This window comes from Nonlabens sp. SCSIO 43208 (assembly GCF_050703575.1).
In the GTDB taxonomy this organism is placed as follows: domain Bacteria; phylum Bacteroidota; class Bacteroidia; order Flavobacteriales; family Flavobacteriaceae; genus Nonlabens; species Nonlabens tegetincola.
Genome location: NZ_CP065365.1, coordinates 1,895,740 through 1,915,136 on the forward strand (window position 1 = coordinate 1,895,740; position 19,397 = coordinate 1,915,136).

Annotated in this window: 20 protein-coding genes and 2 tRNA genes; 8 read left to right on the top strand and 14 right to left on the bottom strand. The window is 34.6% G+C overall.

Annotated elements, in window-relative coordinates:
• Window positions 1-42: 42 nt before the first annotated feature.
• Window positions 43-282 carry a hypothetical protein gene (locus I5168_RS08585; protein ID WP_042279447.1) on the bottom strand — a complete coding sequence of 80 codons (240 nt, stop codon included), beginning with the start codon at window positions 280-282 and terminating at the stop codon, window positions 43-45.
• Window positions 279-767 carry an SRPBCC family protein gene (locus I5168_RS08590; protein ID WP_258150529.1) on the bottom strand — a complete coding sequence of 163 codons (489 nt, stop codon included), beginning with the start codon at window positions 765-767 and terminating at the stop codon, window positions 279-281. Before I5168_RS08590 ends, I5168_RS08585 begins: the two co-directional genes overlap by 4 nt.
• 107 nt (window positions 768-874) lie before the next feature.
• Between I5168_RS08590 and I5168_RS08595 the strand changes: the two genes are divergently transcribed.
• From I5168_RS08595 to I5168_RS08625, 7 genes are all read left to right on the top strand, one after another.
• Window positions 875-2,836 (top strand): peptidylprolyl isomerase, encoded by a 1,962-nt coding sequence (locus I5168_RS08595; protein WP_431471514.1) that lies wholly within the window; start codon window positions 875-877, stop codon window positions 2,834-2,836.
• A complete protein-coding gene (locus tag I5168_RS08600) occupies window positions 2,829-3,680 on the top strand; it encodes a hypothetical protein (RefSeq protein WP_042279439.1) in 852 nt (283 codons plus the stop codon). Before I5168_RS08595 ends, I5168_RS08600 begins: the two co-directional genes overlap by 8 nt.
• Window positions 3,658-5,091 carry a peptidylprolyl isomerase gene (locus I5168_RS08605; protein WP_431471515.1) on the top strand — a complete coding sequence of 478 codons (1,434 nt, stop codon included), beginning with the start codon at window positions 3,658-3,660 and terminating at the stop codon, window positions 5,089-5,091. Before I5168_RS08600 ends, I5168_RS08605 begins: the two co-directional genes overlap by 23 nt.
• Window positions 5,092-5,169: 78 nt before the next feature.
• The gene (locus I5168_RS08610) at window positions 5,170-6,123 is read left to right on the top strand and encodes an AAA family ATPase (RefSeq protein WP_431471516.1); all 954 of its coding nucleotides are present in this window, start codon (window positions 5,170-5,172) and stop codon (window positions 6,121-6,123) included.
• Window positions 6,124-6,505: 382 nt separating this feature from the next.
• Entirely contained in the window at window positions 6,506-8,773 is a 2,268-nt protein-coding gene (locus I5168_RS08615) for an aconitate hydratase (protein ID WP_105019218.1), read from the top strand.
• 121 nt (window positions 8,774-8,894) lie between these two features.
• A complete protein-coding gene (locus I5168_RS08620; protein ID WP_052510381.1) occupies window positions 8,895-9,344 on the top strand; it encodes a YqhA family protein in 450 nt (149 codons plus the stop codon).
• A 57-nt stretch (window positions 9,345-9,401) separates the two neighbouring features.
• On the top strand, window positions 9,402-10,121 hold the full coding sequence (locus I5168_RS08625; protein WP_431471517.1) for a DUF3291 domain-containing protein: 720 nt from the start codon (window positions 9,402-9,404) through the stop codon (window positions 10,119-10,121).
• Here I5168_RS08625 and I5168_RS08630 read toward each other — a convergent pair.
• From I5168_RS08630 to I5168_RS08670, 9 genes are all read right to left on the bottom strand, one after another.
• The gene (locus I5168_RS08630) at window positions 10,108-11,241 is read right to left on the bottom strand and encodes a lycopene cyclase family protein (RefSeq protein ID WP_431471518.1); all 1,134 of its coding nucleotides are present in this window, start codon (window positions 11,239-11,241) and stop codon (window positions 10,108-10,110) included. The two genes, I5168_RS08625 and I5168_RS08630, sit on opposite strands and share 14 nt — an antisense overlap.
• Complete coding sequence (locus tag I5168_RS08635; RefSeq protein WP_431471519.1) at window positions 11,220-11,843, bottom strand: carotenoid biosynthesis protein; 624 nt, start codon at window positions 11,841-11,843, stop codon at window positions 11,220-11,222. Before I5168_RS08635 ends, I5168_RS08630 begins: the two co-directional genes overlap by 22 nt.
• Complete coding sequence (gene crtD / locus I5168_RS08640) at window positions 11,836-13,302, bottom strand: 1-hydroxycarotenoid 3,4-desaturase CrtD (RefSeq protein ID WP_431471520.1); 1,467 nt, start codon at window positions 13,300-13,302, stop codon at window positions 11,836-11,838. Before crtD ends, I5168_RS08635 begins: the two co-directional genes overlap by 8 nt.
• Entirely contained in the window at window positions 13,302-13,748 is a 447-nt protein-coding gene (locus I5168_RS08645; RefSeq protein ID WP_431471521.1) for a beta-carotene hydroxylase, read from the bottom strand. The genes crtD and I5168_RS08645 overlap by 1 nt, the downstream gene beginning before the upstream one ends.
• A 4-nt stretch (window positions 13,749-13,752) precedes the next feature.
• Window positions 13,753-14,592 carry a phytoene/squalene synthase family protein gene (locus tag I5168_RS08650; RefSeq protein ID WP_060524690.1) on the bottom strand — a complete coding sequence of 280 codons (840 nt, stop codon included), beginning with the start codon at window positions 14,590-14,592 and terminating at the stop codon, window positions 13,753-13,755.
• A 1-nt stretch (window position 14,593) separates the two neighbouring features.
• Window positions 14,594-16,057 (bottom strand): phytoene desaturase family protein, encoded by a 1,464-nt coding sequence (locus I5168_RS08655; protein WP_431471522.1) that lies wholly within the window; start codon window positions 16,055-16,057, stop codon window positions 14,594-14,596.
• Window positions 16,050-16,964, bottom strand: coding sequence for a MerR family transcriptional regulator (locus I5168_RS08660; RefSeq protein ID WP_042279416.1), 915 nt, complete (start codon window positions 16,962-16,964; stop codon window positions 16,050-16,052). Before I5168_RS08660 ends, I5168_RS08655 begins: the two co-directional genes overlap by 8 nt.
• Before the next feature lie 159 nt (window positions 16,965-17,123).
• A tRNA-Leu gene (locus tag I5168_RS08665) sits at window positions 17,124-17,206 on the bottom strand.
• A gap of 47 nt (window positions 17,207-17,253) precedes the next feature.
• Window positions 17,254-17,326 (bottom strand) — tRNA-Lys (locus tag I5168_RS08670).
• A 108-nt stretch (window positions 17,327-17,434) separates the two neighbouring features.
• Here I5168_RS08670 and I5168_RS08675 point away from each other — a divergent pair.
• Complete coding sequence (locus I5168_RS08675) at window positions 17,435-17,956, top strand: shikimate kinase (RefSeq protein ID WP_431471523.1); 522 nt, start codon at window positions 17,435-17,437, stop codon at window positions 17,954-17,956.
• On the opposite strand, the gene I5168_RS08680 is transcribed toward I5168_RS08675, so the two are convergent.
• From I5168_RS08680 to I5168_RS08690, 3 genes are read right to left on the bottom strand one after another with little or no spacing between them, the layout of a single operon-like run.
• Window positions 17,948-18,439, bottom strand: coding sequence for a phosphoribosyltransferase family protein (locus I5168_RS08680; protein WP_085774888.1), 492 nt, complete (start codon window positions 18,437-18,439; stop codon window positions 17,948-17,950). The genes I5168_RS08675 and I5168_RS08680 overlap by 9 nt on opposite strands.
• Complete coding sequence (locus I5168_RS08685) at window positions 18,436-19,017, bottom strand: SAM-dependent methyltransferase (protein ID WP_431471524.1); 582 nt, start codon at window positions 19,015-19,017, stop codon at window positions 18,436-18,438. The genes I5168_RS08680 and I5168_RS08685 overlap by 4 nt, the downstream gene beginning before the upstream one ends.
• A gap of 1 nt (window position 19,018) precedes the next feature.
• Window positions 19,019-19,393, bottom strand: a complete 375-nt coding sequence (locus I5168_RS08690) for an RNA-binding S4 domain-containing protein (protein WP_431471525.1) — start codon at window positions 19,391-19,393, stop codon at window positions 19,019-19,021.
• Window positions 19,394-19,397: the final 4 nt, after the last annotated feature.

A 19,397-nucleotide genomic window follows, 5' to 3' on the forward strand; every position in this document is an offset into this window, starting at 1 on the left:
TTGGGATTTATGATTAAATATACAACATAAAGATCTTTTAGTTTAACTTTCTATCCACAATTGACCTCGATGTGGTTTAAGGGCATCTCGTACTGGTGGCATAACATCTTCATTAACTCCTAGAAAAGCGATGTAATGATTTTCATTTAATTTTTCAACACCATTTCCTAGGCTGTTAATACCTTCCATAGTCACATACTCCTTTAAATGAATAAGGTGATGCTGTGCTGTTTTTTGTGCATGAGGACCTTTAAAATCCCAAATTAATTTTAGTTTTCTCATAAGACGTAATCACCTGTTTTTACACTTTTTCCAGTTTCGGCAAATATCTTAAAATCTTGCATATGTTGGAGCGTTTGTGAGGTGAAAACCTTCGGGTTTGCTTTGGCTGCTAGTCGCATCATCCCGGTGAATTTAAAGGTAGAACTAGCTTGCCAAAGGGTTACTTTATGTTGTGAGTTGTTGTTTTTAATTACGCTTTCGCGAAAGCGGTTACATTGTTCATTAACTACTCCACGAGTACGATAAGTCGCTGCCCACAAGTGAGGTAAGTCTAAATGTGTGATTTCCTCAATCATTGAAATAGTAGCAACGCTGGTTTTAATTCTCATACTACGTTTACTACCTACTTGACCTGTTTGTGAGCTTAAGTTTTTAAAAGAGATAAGCCCTTTTTGCCAGTGCTGAAAATAATCCTGTTCCTTAAATAACTTCATAACCTCATCGATAGGTTTATGAATTGTAATCTCATTTGAAGTTTTGATCATATCATTATGGTCGTAAATTGTTAATAGTACTTAACACTAAGGGGCAGAAAGGGCTTTGTATAGGAAATCACATTGGTTATTTTTGCATGCTTATGAATCCAGGCTCTATGAATAAATTATTTGTTTTTTTATTTGTAATAGTAAGTAACTTAATACTTGCTCAAAATATTGATGACAAAACATTTTTAGTAATTGATGGTCAAGAATTTGATGCTGGTACTTTCAAGCGCTTGTACTTAAAAAATATTGATATAGTACAGGATGAATCTCAAAAAGACATAGATAATTATTTAGAACTGTACATAGATTATCGTTTAAAACTTATGCAAGCCTATGAACTAGGTCTTGATAAAGAGCCTGAATATTTAAATGAGATAAAAAAACAACGATCAAGTCTAGCGAAGAATTACCTTACTGATAACGAGGTGACTGATGCTTTGGTCCAAGAGGCGTACAACCGAAGTATTGAAGAGGTTAACGCCAGTCATATCATTGTTAAACTGGATAAAGGATCTTCACCACAGGATACATTAAAAGCTTACAATAGAATTTACCAACTATATCAAAGAGCACAAAAGGAAGATTTTGCAAAATTAGCACGTGAAACTAGTGAAGGCCCTAGTGCAGGAAATGGCGGTGAGTTAGGATGGTTCGGCGGATTTAGAATGACTTATGATTTTGAAAGTGTGGCTTTTAAAACTCCCGTAGGATCTATAAGTAAACCCTTTAGAACTGAGTTTGGATACCATATTTTAAAGGTGAACGATCGCAGGCCTAATCGTGGTGAAGTTACGGTTGCCCACATAATGACCTTTGATAAACCAAATGCTACAACCCAAGATGCTGCAACAAGAATTCAAGATGTTTATAAGCAGTTAGAATCGGGTAAAAATTTTGGAGAATTAGCAAGAGAATTTTCTGATGATTTAAATAGTGCCTCAAAGGGTGGTGAGTTAACTCGATTTGGTACCGGTGGTTTGAATAGTGTCATATTTGTAGATAAAGCCCTTTCTATTGAAAAGGAAGGATCTTATACAAAACCCTTTGAAACCAAATTTGGTTGGCATATTGTAAAATTGTTGGAAAAGCATGACTTGCCAGAATTTGATGAGGTTAAAAAGACTCTTGAAAACAAAATTAAACGTTCTCCTAGGTCAAGAAAAATTACCAAATCATTTGTAAATAAATTGAAATCTAGCTATCAAGTTCCTCAAAAATTAAAGGTGCCAGATTATATTTTAAAGGAATTTAATGATAGCATTCTAACGGGTCAATGGTTGCAAAATGTTGAGGATAGAGAAAGGAAAGTTCTGACTATTAATGATACAGATATAATGTCATTTGACTTTTTCAATTTTGTTGAAAATCAACAAAAGAAGAATCCGCAATTTTACAAAACGGTTAATGAACAAGTTAAGTTTTACTTTGATTTATTTGTTGATGACCAAGTGATGAACTATTATGATAAACACCTAGAGCGTGATAACAAGGATTTTGCATTTGTGTACAACGAGTTTAAGGAAGCAAACCTGCTTTTTAACCTTATGCAGAAAAAAATATGGAACAAGGCAAAGGAAGACAGCATCGGTCAACGAGATTATTACAATAAGCACAAGGAAAAGTATGAGTGGAAAAGAAGGCTGGACATCATTTTGACTCAAAATACTAGTAAAGAGGTTGCTACTGAGGTACAACAAATGCTCAAAGATCAAATACCAGTTGATGAAATTAAAGAAAGCCTAAATGAAAATGGTAGAGTAAAGGTAATTGTGAGTACAGGAGTAGTAGAAGAGAGCTTTAATAGATTACCAGACAATTTTGAAGTCAAGGAAGGCGTTTCTACTATATATCACAATGAAGGAGATAGTTTTTACAAAGTAGTCTATGTAAAGTCCATTAAACCTTCTGCTCCTAAAACCTTTGAAGAAGCTGTAGGTAATGTAATTAATGATTATCAACAGCAATTAGAAAAGGAGTGGTTATCCTCGTTAAGGAAGGATCGTAAAATTAAAGTGAAGAAAAACATCTTCAAGAAAATTAAAAAACAACTAGCATCTTATAGTGAATAGATATTTATATTTCATATTACTAGTATTCTCTATCACTTCATGCGATTACTTTGTAAAAGAGGCTGATACTAATGCTGTGGTTACCGTAGGGAAACATATTTTGACGGCATCAGATATCAATGAGCAGCTTCCTAGTGATTATACTGTTGAAGATAGCATTGCAATTATCTCTAGGTACGTTGACAATTGGGCAACCGAAAAACTCATGTATGATCAGGCGTTGTTAAATATAGAAGAAGATAGGCAGGAACAATTAGATCAATTGGTCAATACATATAAAACGGAATTGTTTACACAGGAATATCTTACGAAAGTAATAAAGCAAAATCTTGATACTATCATTAATAAAGAACTGATAGCTGAGTACTATGAAGATAAAAGTGAACAATTTTTACTTAATGAAGACGTCATCCAGTACTTGTACGTTTATGTCGATAACAATTATCCAGACATCAATAAATTGAGAGCACTTATAGGTAACGCTGGCGAGAAAGAAATCAATCAATTGGATAGTTTAAAGTTAGGATTCAAGAGGTTTTACTTCAATGACACAACATGGGTTAAAAAGAGTGAAGTCTATGACAAAGTAAAGGCTATTAACCCTAATAATGAGAAATGGTACATCAAAGAAGGAAGTTCCTTCAAATTAGAGGACAGTCTTGGTGTATATTTGGTGAAATTCAAAAAAATAAAGAAAAAAGGAGAGGAAGCGCCTTTGGAATACATAGCGCCTGTAATAAAACAGATTTTACTCAATAGAAGTAAAGTGCAGTATGTAAAAAGACTTGAAAAGGATATTTTGAATGATGCAAAACAAAGCAATGAAATTAAAATTTATAAGTAGTGTACTAGCAAGTTTGTGTTTTTGGTTAAATACAACAGCGCAAACACAAACAGATGTAGCTGCTACGGATCGTGAAAACGTTCAAGAAACGTATTTACAACTACAGGATTCTGTAAAACCTAGTAACACAAACCGTTTTTTGATAGATGGTGTAGCTGGAGTGATAGGTGATTATGTAATATTAGATAGTGATATTAAAAAGCAGCAATCGCAAGTTGAACTACAACAAGGAAATTTAAAACTTTCAAAGTGTGAACTCATTGAAAGTCTTATCCGTGAAAAAATGTATGCCCACCATGCTATTCAAGATAGTATTAATGTTAGTGATGCAGAGGTAAGAAGCCGTACTAATGATATGTTGCGTTTCTTTAGACAAAGATTAGGTAGTGATGAAGAAATAGTAAAATACTACAACAGGGAAAGTATGGATGCCGTTATTGCCGAGCTTAATAAACTTAATCGTGATGGTCTTCTAGCTAACCGCATGCAGCAACGACTTACTGAGCAAGTAGAAATTACACCAGAAGAGGTTAGACAATTTTTCTATAGCATTCCAGAGGACGAGAGACCACTCTTTAATACTGAAGTAGAATTTTCTCAAATCATCGTTAAACCACAACCGGCAGAAGAAGATGTTAAGGATGTAATTTCAAAATTAAATAGATACCGTGACGACGTTATAAACAACGGCGGTAATTTTGCTGCAAAGGCTGCATTGTACTCTGATGACACAGGAACCGAAAGACAAGGTGGTATTCTAAGTCTAACAAGAAAGGATCCATTTGTAGCCGAATTTAAAGAAGTAGCTTTTTCAACACCAGAAGGTGAAGTATCAGAACCATTTGAAACTCAGTTTGGGTGGCATATCGTTTATGTAGAAAAAATTCGTGGTGATTATCGTGATGTTCGTCACATACTATTACGTCCGTTTATCTCTACTACCCAAGTGAATAAGGCTCGTGAAGAACTCGATAAAATGCGTGACAAACTTATCATTGGTGACATTACGTTTGAAGATGCTGCCAAAGAAATAAGCGATGAAGAAGAAACTTCAAAAAATGGTGGAATTTTAACTAATCCATCAACTGGTGATAAAAGATTTGATCTTACAAAAATTGACCCGTCTTTATCAGCTCAGTTGCAATTTCTGGAAGAAGGAGATGTGAGTGGAATTATTGACGAAAAAGACGATTTAGGTAGAGTGTTTTTCAAGATTTTAAAAGTTAATAAGCGTATTGAGGATCATAAAGCAAACTATACTCTCGATTTTCTTAAAATTAAAGATTTAGCCTTGCAAAAGAAACGTGTAGACAAAATACGTGAATGGCAAGAAGAGAAGTTACAGGATACCTATATTAAGATAGGCGATCAGTTTAAAGAATGTGATTTTGTGGTAGACTGGACAAAATAATTATCAAATAAAGTCTGTGATTAGTATGCTTTCGCAGAAGCGTAATAAAAACAATCTAAATTAATAAACCAACAAACTATGTCTGATGTAGCAGCGATTGATAATCTAGTCAAAAAGCACAAAGAATTAAAAAAGGAAATAGGAAAAGTCATCATTGGTCAAGAACGAGTGATCGACGAAATTCTTATCTCCATTTTTTCTGGAGGACATGCTTTGCTAGTAGGAGTTCCAGGGCTGGCCAAAACACTTATGGTGAATACAATTTCACAAGCTCTAGGACTACAATTCAAACGCATACAGTTTACACCAGACCTTATGCCTAGTGATATATTAGGAAGTGAAATACTGGACGAGAATAGGACCTTTAAATTTATAAAAGGACCTGTATTTTCTAATATTATTCTAGCCGATGAGATCAATAGAACTCCACCTAAAACTCAAGCAGCCTTACTAGAAGCTATGCAGGAGCGCAAGGTTACAGTTTCAGGTCATAATTATGTTTTAGATAAACCTTATTTTGTACTTGCCACTCAAAACCCTATAGAACAGGAAGGAACTTACCCTTTACCAGAAGCGCAATTGGATAGGTTTATGTTTTCTATCAAACTAGAATACCCTAGCTTTGAAGAAGAGGTAAATGTTGTAAAATCTACTACAAGCGACCACAAACCAATTGTAAATCCTTTATTCACAGCTCAGGAGATTATTGATTTTCAGCAATTGGTACGCCGTATTCCAGTAGCAGATAATGTCATTGAATACGCAGTAGGACTAGTAGGGAAAACAAGACCTAATAGTGAAAATGTTCCTGAAATTATAAAGGAATATATAGATTGGGGTGCTGGACCACGTGCATCGCAAAATCTTATTCTAGCGGCCAAAACTCACGCAGCTGTTAATGGTAAGTACAGTCCAGATATTGAAGATGTACAAGCAGTAGCAAACGGTATCTTACGTCACCGTATTATTAAAAATTACAAGGCCGATGCAGAAGGTTTTACAGAAGAAAGTATCATTGCCCAGATTCTGTAATAACCATTTCTACTAGGAATAATTAATCGTTTTAAATCTTGGTTACTACTAATCGACGGAAACGTTGCTTAGCGCTGTCATAGTACTATTCAAGGTAGCTTTAAAATCTTAAGATTTTATGGCTTTATGCTAGTTGAATACTATCGCTTTCGCGAAAGCAAACCCCATATTATCTCTGTTTTTATTCTATTTAGATTCATTTTATATTGATAATCTATTAATGATAACGAATATTAATTGACTATTTGGTAAATTTTATCTTATCAAATAGTTGATTTAATGGAAATATTTCACTGTTTTTTGATTGTCGTTGATTATTTTCAATTATGAAGTCTGTTTTGTAAATTCGCAACACCTAAAAAACGGATAAAAAAACACACATATGGCTTTTGATATTGACATGATAAAAAAGGTGTATGCAAACATGCCAGAACGAGTAGATAAAGCTCGTGAATTGACTGGTAAACCGCTTACACTTGCTGAAAAGATTTTATACTCACACCTGTGGGATGGAAACCCTGAAAAGGTTTTTACACGTGGTAAAGATTATGTAGACTTTGCTCCGGACCGTATTGCTTGTCAAGATGCAACAGCCCAAATGGCTTTACTTCAATTTATGCAAGCTGGTAAGGATAAAGTAGCTGTTCCTACAACAGTGCACTGTGATCACCTTATTCAAGCTAAAGTAGGTGCCGATACGGATCTACAAAATGCACTTAATACAAGTAATGAAGTATTTAACTTCCTTGAAAGTGTATCAAACAAATATGGTATTGGATTCTGGAAACCAGGAGCAGGAATTATTCACCAAGTAGTACTTGAAAATTATGCCTTCCCAGGTGGAATGATGATTGGTACCGATTCACATACTGTAAACGCAGGTGGATTAGGAATGGTAGCAATAGGTGTAGGTGGTGCCGATGCAGTAGATGTAATGGCAGGTATGGCCTGGGAACTTAAATTTCCTAAATTAATCGGAGTAAGGTTAACTGGTAAATTATCAGGTTGGACTGCACCAAAAGATGTAATCTTAAAAGTTGCTGAAATTCTTACCGTAAAAGGAGGAACAGGAGCTATAGTAGAATATTTTGGACCTGGTGCAAAGAACTTATCTTGTACAGGTAAAGGTACTATTTGTAACATGGGTGCAGAAATAGGTGCAACTACTTCAACCTTTGGATACGATGAATCAATGGAACGCTATTTAAGAGCGACAGATCGTGCAGATATTGCTGATGCTGCTAATGAGGTGAAAGAATATCTTACAGGAGATGATGAAGTATATGCAAATCCAGAACAGTACTTTGACCAAGTAATTGATATCGACTTAGATAAATTAATGCCACACTTAAATGGTCCTTTTACTCCAGATCTTGCTACTGAAGTTGGTACAATGAAGCCAAAAGCTGAAGAAAATGGATGGCCTTTAAAGGTGGAATGGGGTCTTATAGGATCTTGTACAAACTCTTCATACGAAGACCTTTCTCGAGCAAGCAGTGTTGCTCAACAAGCACTTGATAAAGGACTTAAAACTAAAGCAGAGTTTGGTATTAATCCAGGATCTGAACAAGTTCGTTTTACTGCAGAGCGTGATGGAATCTTAAAGGTTTTTGAAGATTTAGATGCAAAAATATTTACGAATGCTTGTGGACCATGTATTGGTCAATGGGCTCGTTATGAGGATCCAAAAAATGCACCTAAAAACTCAATCGTTCACTCGTTCAATAGAAACTTTGCCAAGCGTGCTGACGGTAATCCAAACACACACGCTTTTGTAGCTTCACCAGAAATGACTGCTGCAATAGCAATTGCTGGTAGACTAGACTTTAATCCAATTACTGATAAACTTATCAATGAAGATGGAGAAGAGGTGATGCTAGATGAACCTACAGGATGGGAATTACCACCTAAAGGATTTGAAGTAGAAGACGATGGTTACCTTGCACCAGTTGAAGATGGTAGCGGAGTAGAAGTAGTAGTTGCAGACGATTCTGATAGATTACAATTATTGACTCCTTTTGTGCCATTGGGAACTGAAATTAAAGGTGCAAAACTGTTAATCAAAGCATTTGGAAAATGTACTACAGATCACATTTCTATGGCTGGTCCATGGTTACGTTACAGAGGACATTTAGATAACATTGCAAATAATACTTTGATTGGAGCGGTTAATGCTTTTAATAAGCAAACCAACCTAGTGAAAAATCAACTTACTGGAGAATACGATGCTGTACCAAAAGTTCAGAGAGCTTATAAAGCTGACGGTATCAAGTCTGTAGTGATAGGTGATCATAATTATGGAGAAGGTTCATCAAGAGAACACGCAGCTATGCAGCCTAGACACTTAGGTGTAGCAGCGGTAATAGTTAAATCGTTTGCTCGTATCCATGAAACAAACCTTAAAAAACAAGGAATGTTAGGTCTAACGTTTGCAAATGAAGCAGACTACGACTTGATCCAAGAAGATGATACTTTTAACTTCTTAGATTTAGATCAATTTGCACCAGACACGCCGCTTACTTTAGAAGTTGTACATGCTGATGGGTCAAAGGATCAAATCAAATTAAACCACACTTATAACAAGGCTCAAATTGAGTGGTTCCATAAAGGAAGTGCCTTAAATAAGATTAAAGAAGAAAACGCAGCTTAATTAAGTTGTTATATTAAATTTAAAATCCTCTTCTTACTGAAGAGGATTTTTTTATTAGAATTAGGATAAATTTTTGTCTTTAAATAACTGTCTAAGTGTACCTTACATAAAAAATATAGTTGTGTTTAAATTCTTGGGTGTATTTTTAAAAATTATTGCAACAATTGGAGTAGTCGCTATTATTGCTCTAGCTATTGCCATTGAAGTATATGCAATATCGGATATTTATCACGCTCTTATTAATATCGCCAGCGGTTACTCTGAAGAAGATACCATTATACAAGATTGCTTAAAGTCTCTAGACCTTGTATTATTAGGTGTTATCTTTTTTACTGTTGCCATGGGACTATTCGAATTATACGTTGCCAAAATCAAAAACTTACCATCGTGGCTCGTTATTGAAACATTAGACGATCTTAAATCGTTACTCATTAAAATGGTAATTTTTGTAATGGCTATTTCGTTTACGGGTAAAGTTGTTACATACTCCGAAGGTATTGAAATACTTTATCTAGGCGCGGGATTCTCATTAGTTACCTTAGCTCTTACCTATTTTATAAATAATAAATAAACCTGATGTTTTACCTAGACAGGTTTCGTATTTTGCTAGCTTTATCTATTGATTTCAATGTCTAAACAAATTACTACTCTTACTTTTTTTAAATACCCTAAATTAAAGGACAAGATATGGGCATTTTGGATGATGCAATTTGCGCATAGCGCACTGCGCCGACAAAGCGGATTACAGTCATACAAATTATTAGGAAGTGGTAAAGAAGGTTTTAGTCCATGGCCAGATTGGAGTGTTTACGGATTATTACAAGTATGGGATTCGCATAAAGAAGCCCAAGAATTTTTTGATTCTTCTAGTCTTTATAAGAAATATCTTAATCACAGCGAGCAGCAATTGACCTTTTACATGAAAAATATTAAAGCATATGGTCAATGGTCAAAGAAAAACCCTTTTGAGCAGCATTCAGATATGGATACCAATAATCCCTACCTCACAGTAATAACAAGAGCTACTATTAAACCGCACATGCTTAAAAAGTTTTGGGATTATGTACCTATTTCTCAAAAAGGTTTAAAAGAAAATCCTAGTTTATTATTTACCGCAGGAGTAGGAGAACGCCCTTTTACTCATATGGCAACGTTTAGTCTGTGGGACGATGCAAAGGCTTTAAAAAAGTTTGCTTACAGAGGTAATAACCATAAACAAGCCATACAGCAAACTCAAGCACTACAGTGGTATAAAGAAGAAATGTTCTCTAGATTTCAACCGTATTTGATTACAGGAAGTTGGCAGGGCTTCACGATTCCAGAACTGCTATCGTTTAAAGAGACTTAAAAAAGTTCTTTACAAAGGGCCATGACGTAAGTGACTTCATAATTCCTAATTCAGCAAGAAGGCTGCTTTCTTCATCTAGAAATGCCATAATATTTTGTACACTATTTCGCTGGTACATTTTACTAAATATCTCAGGACCAGAAGCTTCATTCTCGTGTAAAACGCGCAGTAGAGTTTCGTCAAAAACTTCGTACTTTTTATTAGTCATTTTATAGAAAAGAGGTCTGTTTTCTAGATAATTATTGACCAATTGTCGGGCAAGTCGTTCGCTATTTTTAAAACTATAACCAGTACTTGCCTTTACCCAGCCGCCAGCAGTTCCTATTTTAATCACATTCTTATTTATGAAGGGTTTAAAATCATTACTCGTCATGGGAATAATCCCTTTTTCTACTTTAGTTATCTTATAATCACTAATTTTTAAAAAGTCTGTAATATAGGTTTCAAGGTACTGATCATAAACTTCGTCTTGCACCAGATTTTTAGCAAAGTAGGTATACTCCACTAGCGCCTTTCTTTTAGAAAACGGAAGTATATAAACAAAGCTAGTTGTTCCCGGATCTACCAGTTGATAATCCATTTTAGTAAATTCCTTTGGGTCAAAATAATCTTCAGAGGTTTCAATGAACCAACCCTTGAAGTGTTGCAACAGTGTAATCCCAGTTGATGGAATGTCCTCTAATGGTCTACTATCTAGAACTAAATCTGCGGTTAATGAGCCGTTATTGTATGATACGGTTACTTCTTTGGAATTATGTGTTTGCTCTAAGTGTGTTACTTCACTCCCGATGTAATGGTATTTGGAATTTTGTTGTAATTGCGCTTTCGCGAAAGCGGAAAACTTCACATTTTCTATTGATTTATATAGGTAAGGATTCATGGTAAGGGATAATTCCTCATCTCCTGTGTGAAATCTACAGTTTTTCCAACTGGCAATGATCAAGTCGTCATACTTACCAGGACCTTTTTCCCAAAAGCTCCATGTTTTTTCTTGAGTTAAAGATCCGAATGAATCAAGTATAGCTACTTTTAAATGTGGCGCATTCTCGAGCAGTTGTAGTACTACATGACTACCTGCACAACCCATTCCTATAATGGCTATATCGTAATGATTATCCATAAAACAATTGCAAAAATGAGTTGAACGCTATATAAATGCAGAGATATTTTTATATCTCCTTTAAGTTTGAAGAATTGTAATACATATTGCAATGCAGCAGCGATTAAAAACCAGCATATATAATTGAACCAGCCTGCACCATTATTAAAATGCCAAAATCCAGCCACATCACAAATTTGCTCTAGAAAGAAATCCAGAACCACCATGAGAAAAGCACCTGCAAGCGGAATCAATAAACGTTGAGTTATGTATTTTCTACTTATTTCATAAGTAATAAATGATAATAGTGCCCAGTTACTTCCAATAAGGTAGGGTATACCATCTAATTTCCAGCCCATGTTAACACCATAGTGATAATCTCCAAACAAATATCCTGTGTGTACACCTATCCATTCAACACTCATTCCTGTGATAAAACAGAGGCCAAAAAGCAATGCCTTCTTTACCGAATTCACTGGGAAAAACCAAACGCACAAGATGGCCAGATAAACTAGAGTAAAGGGTGATTTTGGAAAGAAAAAATCCTGATTACCCATCGCTATACCTATAAGCGCACTTATATGTATTACCCATAGCATGATGATAGTAACAGTTTTAGGCATTTGTATTTGGGATTAAATCTGCAGTAATTTTTGCACTTAATAAACATAAAGGTATTCCTCCACCTGGATGAACCGATCCTCCTACATGGTACAAATTCCCAATCGTTTTATTAAAATTCGGATGTCTAAGGAAAGCAGCAAATTTATTATTGCTAGCTGCTCCATATAAAGCACCTCGATAACTACTCGTATTTTTTCCGATACCTTGTGGTGTAAGAACATATTCGACATCAATCAGCTCTTCAACATCGATGTTAAGACATCTTTTGATTTTAGATAGTATGTTTTTTTTAGCCTTTATTACAAGTTTTTCCCAGTCTTGCCCATAATCACCAGGTGTATTAATCATCACAAACCAATTTTCACATCCTTTAGGGGCATCTTGAGGTGATTGTTTACTTGTTATGTTTATATATACTGTAGGATCCTCGTATAAAGATTTATTATTAAAAATAGCCTCAAATTCTGCTTTGTAATTTTCACTAAATAAAATGTTGTGAAGATCCAATTGAGGAAAGAATTTTTTAATTCCCCAGTAAAATATAAGAGCGCTACTACTGCGTTCCTGCTTTAATGTTTTTTCGGGAGCTTTAATGTCTTTTAATAATTGACGGTAAGTAGGAAATACATCCATGTTACACAATACGATATCAGCATCGTGAATACCTTTTTCGGTGGTGACTCCAGTGACTTTATTATTGCTGTGATTGATCTTTTTTACGCTTTCGCGAAAGCTAAATTCAACACCTACTTCTTGTGCTAGTTCAAACAGAGACTGCGAGATACGATGCATACCACCTTGAGGATAATAGGTTCCTAATCCTAATTCTAAATAGGGAATCATAGACATGATTCCAGGTGTGAGATAGGGTGATGAACCATTGTAGGTCGCGTATCTATTGAATAGTTGGTTAAGTTTTGGGTTGGAAAACTTCTTGTTTTCCTGATCTAATGTGTTATTAATTCCAAGGAAAGGGATTTTTAAAATAGCTTTAAGTGTTTGCTTACTGAAGTAAGTATTTGACTTGTGTAGTGATTTTTCTAAAAATAAACTTTTTGTGCTTTCATACTTCATCTTACTATTTTGAAGGTATTTAGATAAAGTTTTATGTTTTTCATCAAAAATTTCAGCAGCTTTTACAGCAAAGTTTTCAAGATCAGCAGGAGCTTCAAAACTTGTTCCATCTTCCCAAAAGTAATGACAGGCAGTTTTCTTTTTGATGTAATTAAAATCTACCTCTACATTAGGAAACAATTGATGTAATTCGTCAATTAAATGAGGTAAAGTAAAAAGTGATGGTCCTAAGTCAAAACGATATTTACCTAGTTCAATAGCGTGTAATTTCCCGCCAGCGTAGTCGTTTTTTTCAAATACACTTACTTGATATCCTTTTTTCTTAAGTCGCAAGGCAGCAGCTAGGCCGGCAATTCCAGACCCTATAATGATAGCCTTTTTCATTATTTGAAATACTTGAATGGCACTACTAGCATTCCAAAATTTTCACCATCTTTTTTTCCTAGATGTTTGTGATGAATTTTGTGAGCTCTACGTAAACCTTTAGCATATTTATTGTTCGCTTGTCTCAGCCATTTAAAGCGTTGATGTATGAATATGTCATGAACAATGAAATAGGCAATACCATAGGCTAGAATTCCAGCACTTATAGGTAGTGCCCACCATAAGTCATATTCACTATGTGCTACTTTTAAAGCAATACTTACAGCTGCATAAAAAACAAAGAAGAAATCGTTTTTTTCAAACCAGCTGTTATGTTTTTTGTGATGGTGATCCTCATGTAAGTACCATAAAAATCCATGCATCACGTATTTGTGCATCCACCAAGCATTGAATTCCATAACACCGAATGTGGTCAAGAAAATGACAATCCAGAGTACTATTTCCATATAATTAAATCAAGTTCAGGCGACAACTTACATAACCTTTGGCTAATAAACCAATTTTTTCATAATTAGGAACGCGTATTCTTGTGTTTCTTATTTCTCTAGAAGGAGTACGTTCTAATCTTGTAAGAAGTCTACGATAATAAACATAAGCAGTGTAAACTCCTAATTTTGCCTCTACTGGTAGTCGTTGAATTCCTCTTAACCCTGCATCAAAGTCTTCTTTAATCTCGGTTATCAATCTTGCTTTATCTTCTTCTGATAAATCGTGTAGGTTGGTATTTGGAAAATAGCTACGTTCTAGTGTATCTAAATCTGCTTTTAGATCCCTTAAGAAATTTACCTTTTGAAAGGCACTTCCCAGTCTCATAGCATCTTGTTTTAGGTCTTCATATTTGTCTTCATCACCTTTTACAAATACTTTTAAAGACATAAGTCCTACTACATCGGCACTGCCATAAATGTAGTTGCGATATTCTTCATCAGTTAGATACACTGATTTATCAAGATCAAGGCGCATACTGTTTAAAAAAGCACCATACATATCTGGAGTAATATTGTATTTATTTACGGTTTCTTGAAAAGAATTTAAAATAGGATTAAGGCTTATTTTATCTTCTATAGCTCGTTTAACGTCTTCTTCAAAACGGTCTAATAATGTTCTCTTGTCATAATCATGGAATGTATCCACTATTTCATCAGCAAATCTTACAAATCCATAAATGTTATGAATATCTTGCCTTATGGAAGGACCTAACATTTTACTTGCTAGGGAAAATGACGTACTGTAGCGATGCGTTACAGCCTTACTACATTCTCTTGAAACTTGATCGAATAAACTTTTCATTTTATAGCGAGTATTTTTTAACCAACTGAGCGGTTAATTTTCCTGAAATTAATGATGGTGGTACTCCAGGTCCAGGAACCGTGAGCTGACCTGTAAAAAATAAGTCTTTAACTTTTTTGCTTCTTAAGTTAGGTTTTAAGAAAGCTGTTTGTAATAGTGTATTTGCCATCCCATAGGCGTTTCCTTTATAACTATTGTATTGTTCTTTAAAGTCATTGACACAAAACGACTCCTTAAATATAATGCTGTTTTTGACATTTTGATTTGTTCTCTTTTCAAATCGATCCATGATTATGTCAAAGTATTGTTCACGTAAAGCAGGAGTGTCCTCTAAATCTGGAGCTAGTGGAATTAAGAAAAAACCATTTTCGCAACCATCAGGCGCTGTACTTTCATCAGTAACCGAGGTAAAGTTTGCGTAAAATAAAGGTTCTTCTGGCCATTGTGGTTGCTCATATATCTCGTTGGCATGTTTAGTGAAATCTGTATCAAAAAACAGATTGTGATGCTCAATATTTTTTAATTTTTTATCAAATCCAACATAAAATATCAGTGAGCTAGGGGCAAATGTTTTTTTATCCCAATATGATTCGCTGTACTGTCTATATTGAGGCTCTAATAAGGTTTCTGAATGATGATAATCTGCTCCTGATACGATGGTATCAAACAAATGTTTTTGATCATTAACCATGAGACCGTAGGCATGATTACTTTCATTAACAAGGATCTTCTGTACTGGAGCATTGGTTTTTATTACAACACCCAATTCTTCTGCAAGCTTTTTCATGGCTAGTATTACTTCATACATACCTCCTTTAGGATGCCAAGTACCCAGACCAAAATCGGCATGATTCATAAAGTTATAAAAGCTAGGAGTGTTACTTGGTGTCGCTCCTAAGAATAACACAGGAAACTCCAATATTGAGATTAACTTAGGGTTTTTGAATTTTTTACGTACATCCTTTGATACATTACCTACAAAAGCGCCTAGCTTCCTTACTGTTTGTGGAGTTACTAATTCTAGTGGTGATTCTCCTGGACGATAAACAAGATTTTTAATGGCAATATCGTAGTTTTCACTAGCCTTATCCATAAATTCTTGAAGAGGTTGTGAACTGCCTGGCTCAATATCTTCAAAAGTGGATTTAATTTCATCTAGATTGTCAGCAATGTTGATTTTGTCATTTTCAAAATAAACAGTGTAGCCTGGATTCAATTTATCCAATTGATAATAATCAGATGGTTTTTTATCAAAGTCTGCAAAGAATCGCTCAAAGATATCTGGCATCCAGTACCAAGATGGACCGATATCAAAAGTAAAACCATCTTTTTCTAATCTTCTTGCTCTACCACCAACTGTTTCATTCTTTTCGTATATGGTTACCATATTACCTTCCTTTGCAAGGTAACAGGCGGCTGAAAGTGATGAGAAACCAGAACCTATAATTGCTATCTTTTTATTCATTAGTAATAAGTTCAGGAATTTGTTCTAATAAGTTTGTAATACCAGGAAATACAATTTGATTTTTACTTAAATCACTTGGCTTAATCTTTTGAGCTAGATGACCTAAAATCCATAATTTAACATCGTCACCTTTAGCTACCTTTCGATCAAATTGCCTCAAAAAAGTAGGTAGTTGTTTTTCAGTAGGTTGTACCGTTATGTATGTAATATAAGTAGGTGTTATTCCTCCTTTTTTAAAGAAAGGTAGGGAATCTAGCATCATACTAGCACCTAGATATACTGTGTTGCAGCCTCTGCGTAACAGTTCATAATTTAAAAATAATAGTCCTAAATCATGCATTTCATTTTCTGGTAAGAATAAAACAAAAACATGATCTGTTGCTTCAAAATGTTTGTATTGGTATTTTTCCAGATTTACCAGCACTTTTTGTTTAATTAAATGGCTTATAAAGTGCTCATGAGCAAGATTTATAGTTTTAGATTGCCACAAATAACCTAGTTCTTCAAGAAATGGAACAAATAGATTATAAAATACTCCTGTAAATCCGACTTCATCTAAAACACTCGTGTAAATACGCTGGAACATTTCTTGATCAAAATTCACCATAGCCAATTTAAGCTCCTGAATAGCATGATCATTTCTATTGTTACGTTCTGCGTATTTTCTAACTTGTGCCTCAATTTCTTCGCTGCTCAAGCTGGCAATAGTAGAAATTTTAATACCAGCGTTTCTTAGGTAACTTACGTTAAGAATTTTTTGCAACATACTTAAATCGTAGGTCCTGATATTCGTATCAGTTCTATCTGGTTCTAATAAGTTATACCTCTTTTCCCAGATTCTTATAGTATGTGATTTAATACCGCTTAGGTTTTCTAAATCTTTAATGCTGAACTTGCTCTTGATCAAAACAAAATTTGTTTAATTATAACAATGGTAAAGTTAAACAAAAATTAAGTACTTCAAACAGTACTTTGTAATTTGTTTAACCTTTTATTCTACAATCAACATCAGAAATTAAAAATGGCTCAAAAAAAAATCCTTATCGTATTTGATAAGGACTTTAAGTACCCGGGATGGGACTTGAACCCACACGCAACTAGTGCACACGGCCCTCAACCGTGCCTGTCTACCAATTTCAGCACCCGGGTAGAAAAAAAGCCCTATGAAAATAGAGCTTTTGTTTTTGAAAAATCTGTGACTTGGCTGGGGTTCGAACCCAGGACCCTCACATTAAAAGTGTGATGCTCTACCAGCTGAGCTACCAAGTCATTGCGCGTTTGCGGGTGCAAATATACTACCTATTATTGATTTACAAACAACTTTTTGAATTAATTTTGAAACAAATTTGAATCCCTTTAATAATCAAGGTTTTGAGAATGAAAAAAATTTTTCTTTTAGGATACATGGGTAGCGGTAAAAGTACGATTGCCCAAAAATTAAGTCAATTAACAGGAATGGATCAAATAGATCTAGATGACTATATAGAAAAGATGGAGCAAAAAAGTATCAATTCGATATTCCAAGAAAAAGGAGCTATATATTTTAGGAAAATAGAACGTACGTATTTAACCGATTTAGCTGAATCTAGCACATATCAAATTATTTCTTTAGGTGGTGGTACTCCTTGTTATTACAACAATATGGAATACCTCAATCAATTAGGACATATTACTATCTATTTACAAGCTAGTATTCCTAGTTTGACTAGTCGATTATACGAGGAAATGAATAAACGACCGTTATTGTCCTCTATATCCGATAAAAATGAACTTATGGAGTTTATTGGAAAACATCTATTTGAACGCAGGCAGTATTATTCTAAAGCCCAGCATCAAATTAATACCGATAATAAGACAATCGACGATATTTCTCGAGAGATTGTTGCTCTATTATTTTAGTAAGACTTTACTCTCATTGGAATCAAAGAAAACTTCAACGTGTTCCTTTAAATTTGTAGATAATGAGATTCCTTTAAAATCAGCTTTTACAGGGTATCTTTTATGATTACGATCCACAAGTACAGCAGTTTTCATTTTTTTGATAGGAGTGTCTAAGAAGTGTTTTACACTATATATTAAGGTGGATCCACTATTTAGAACATCATCACATAAGACCACAACTTTATCTTTATATAATTTTGAATCTAAGGAAGTAGAGATAGGAGATAGAGGATTTTTCTTATCAATTTTCACTTCACATATAGTCACTGTTCCTTGTAGTATAGAATCTAATTGAGTCTTCAAAAGTGAGGCAAATTGGAAGCCTTGCCCTTTAATTCCTGCAAGTATTATTTCATGCTCTTCATAAAAAACTTCTGCTACTTGAAAAGCGATTCGGCGAATTTTATGTTGAACTTGATCGTGTGTTAAAATTGTATTCATTTCTTTTTAAATTGTATAAACACTTCTTTGTTTTTTCTGTCTGGTACAGAGTTGTAACAAGGTTCTAATGTCTCTATTTTAAATAGTGGTTCAAATAATTTACGATATTCTTCCATTGTTCCGCCAAAAGGAGGTTCACTTCGATTCTTGTCTATAGTAAATAAAACACCTGCAAGTATTCCACTGCTGTTGAGCAAATCACTCATTTTAGTAGGGTAGCTTTCGCGAAAGCGTAATTCCAATGCGCATAAAAACGTTTGTTCGATAATTAAATCATAGTTACCCTGATGATTAAAGAAATCTTCTTTTATGAGTTTAAGGTTATGAGACTTTGGGAGTCTACTTTCTAAATTTAAAAGAGGTTCACTGGCTATATCAATAACGGTAATATCGCTAAATCCTATTTTATGTAGGTACTCGGCCTCGTATGAATTCCCTGCACCAGGTATTAGGATCTTTACATTTTTATTAGTGATTCCATCAACATATTCTTTAATTGGAGTTGAAATTTGACCCAAATCCCATTTTGCGGTGTTATTCAGGTACCTATCATTCCAGTATCGTTGATCTAATTCCATGTTACTCCTCTTCTTGATTAAGTAAATCAGTTAAATCACGTCTGTCTTTTTTTGTAGGTCTTCCTTCTCCTTTACGGCGGTAGTAATCTTGGCTGAGGTTAACTAAATCACGAGCTTCAAAATTTTCCTTTGGTGTACGATCTACTCTATAAAGATCAACTAATTTGTTACCTACCCGATTAGCCGGCAGATCTATAACTTCTACTTTATATTCAATTTGATCTTTACGCAAGGTGATTAAATCTCCAGGGTAGACATCTCTAGACGGTTTTACAACTACATCATTCACTTTTATACGACCCTTTTTTGCGGCATCAGTTGCTTTGCTACGTGTTTTAAAGTATCGTACAGACCACAAAAATTTATCTATTCGCATAAGA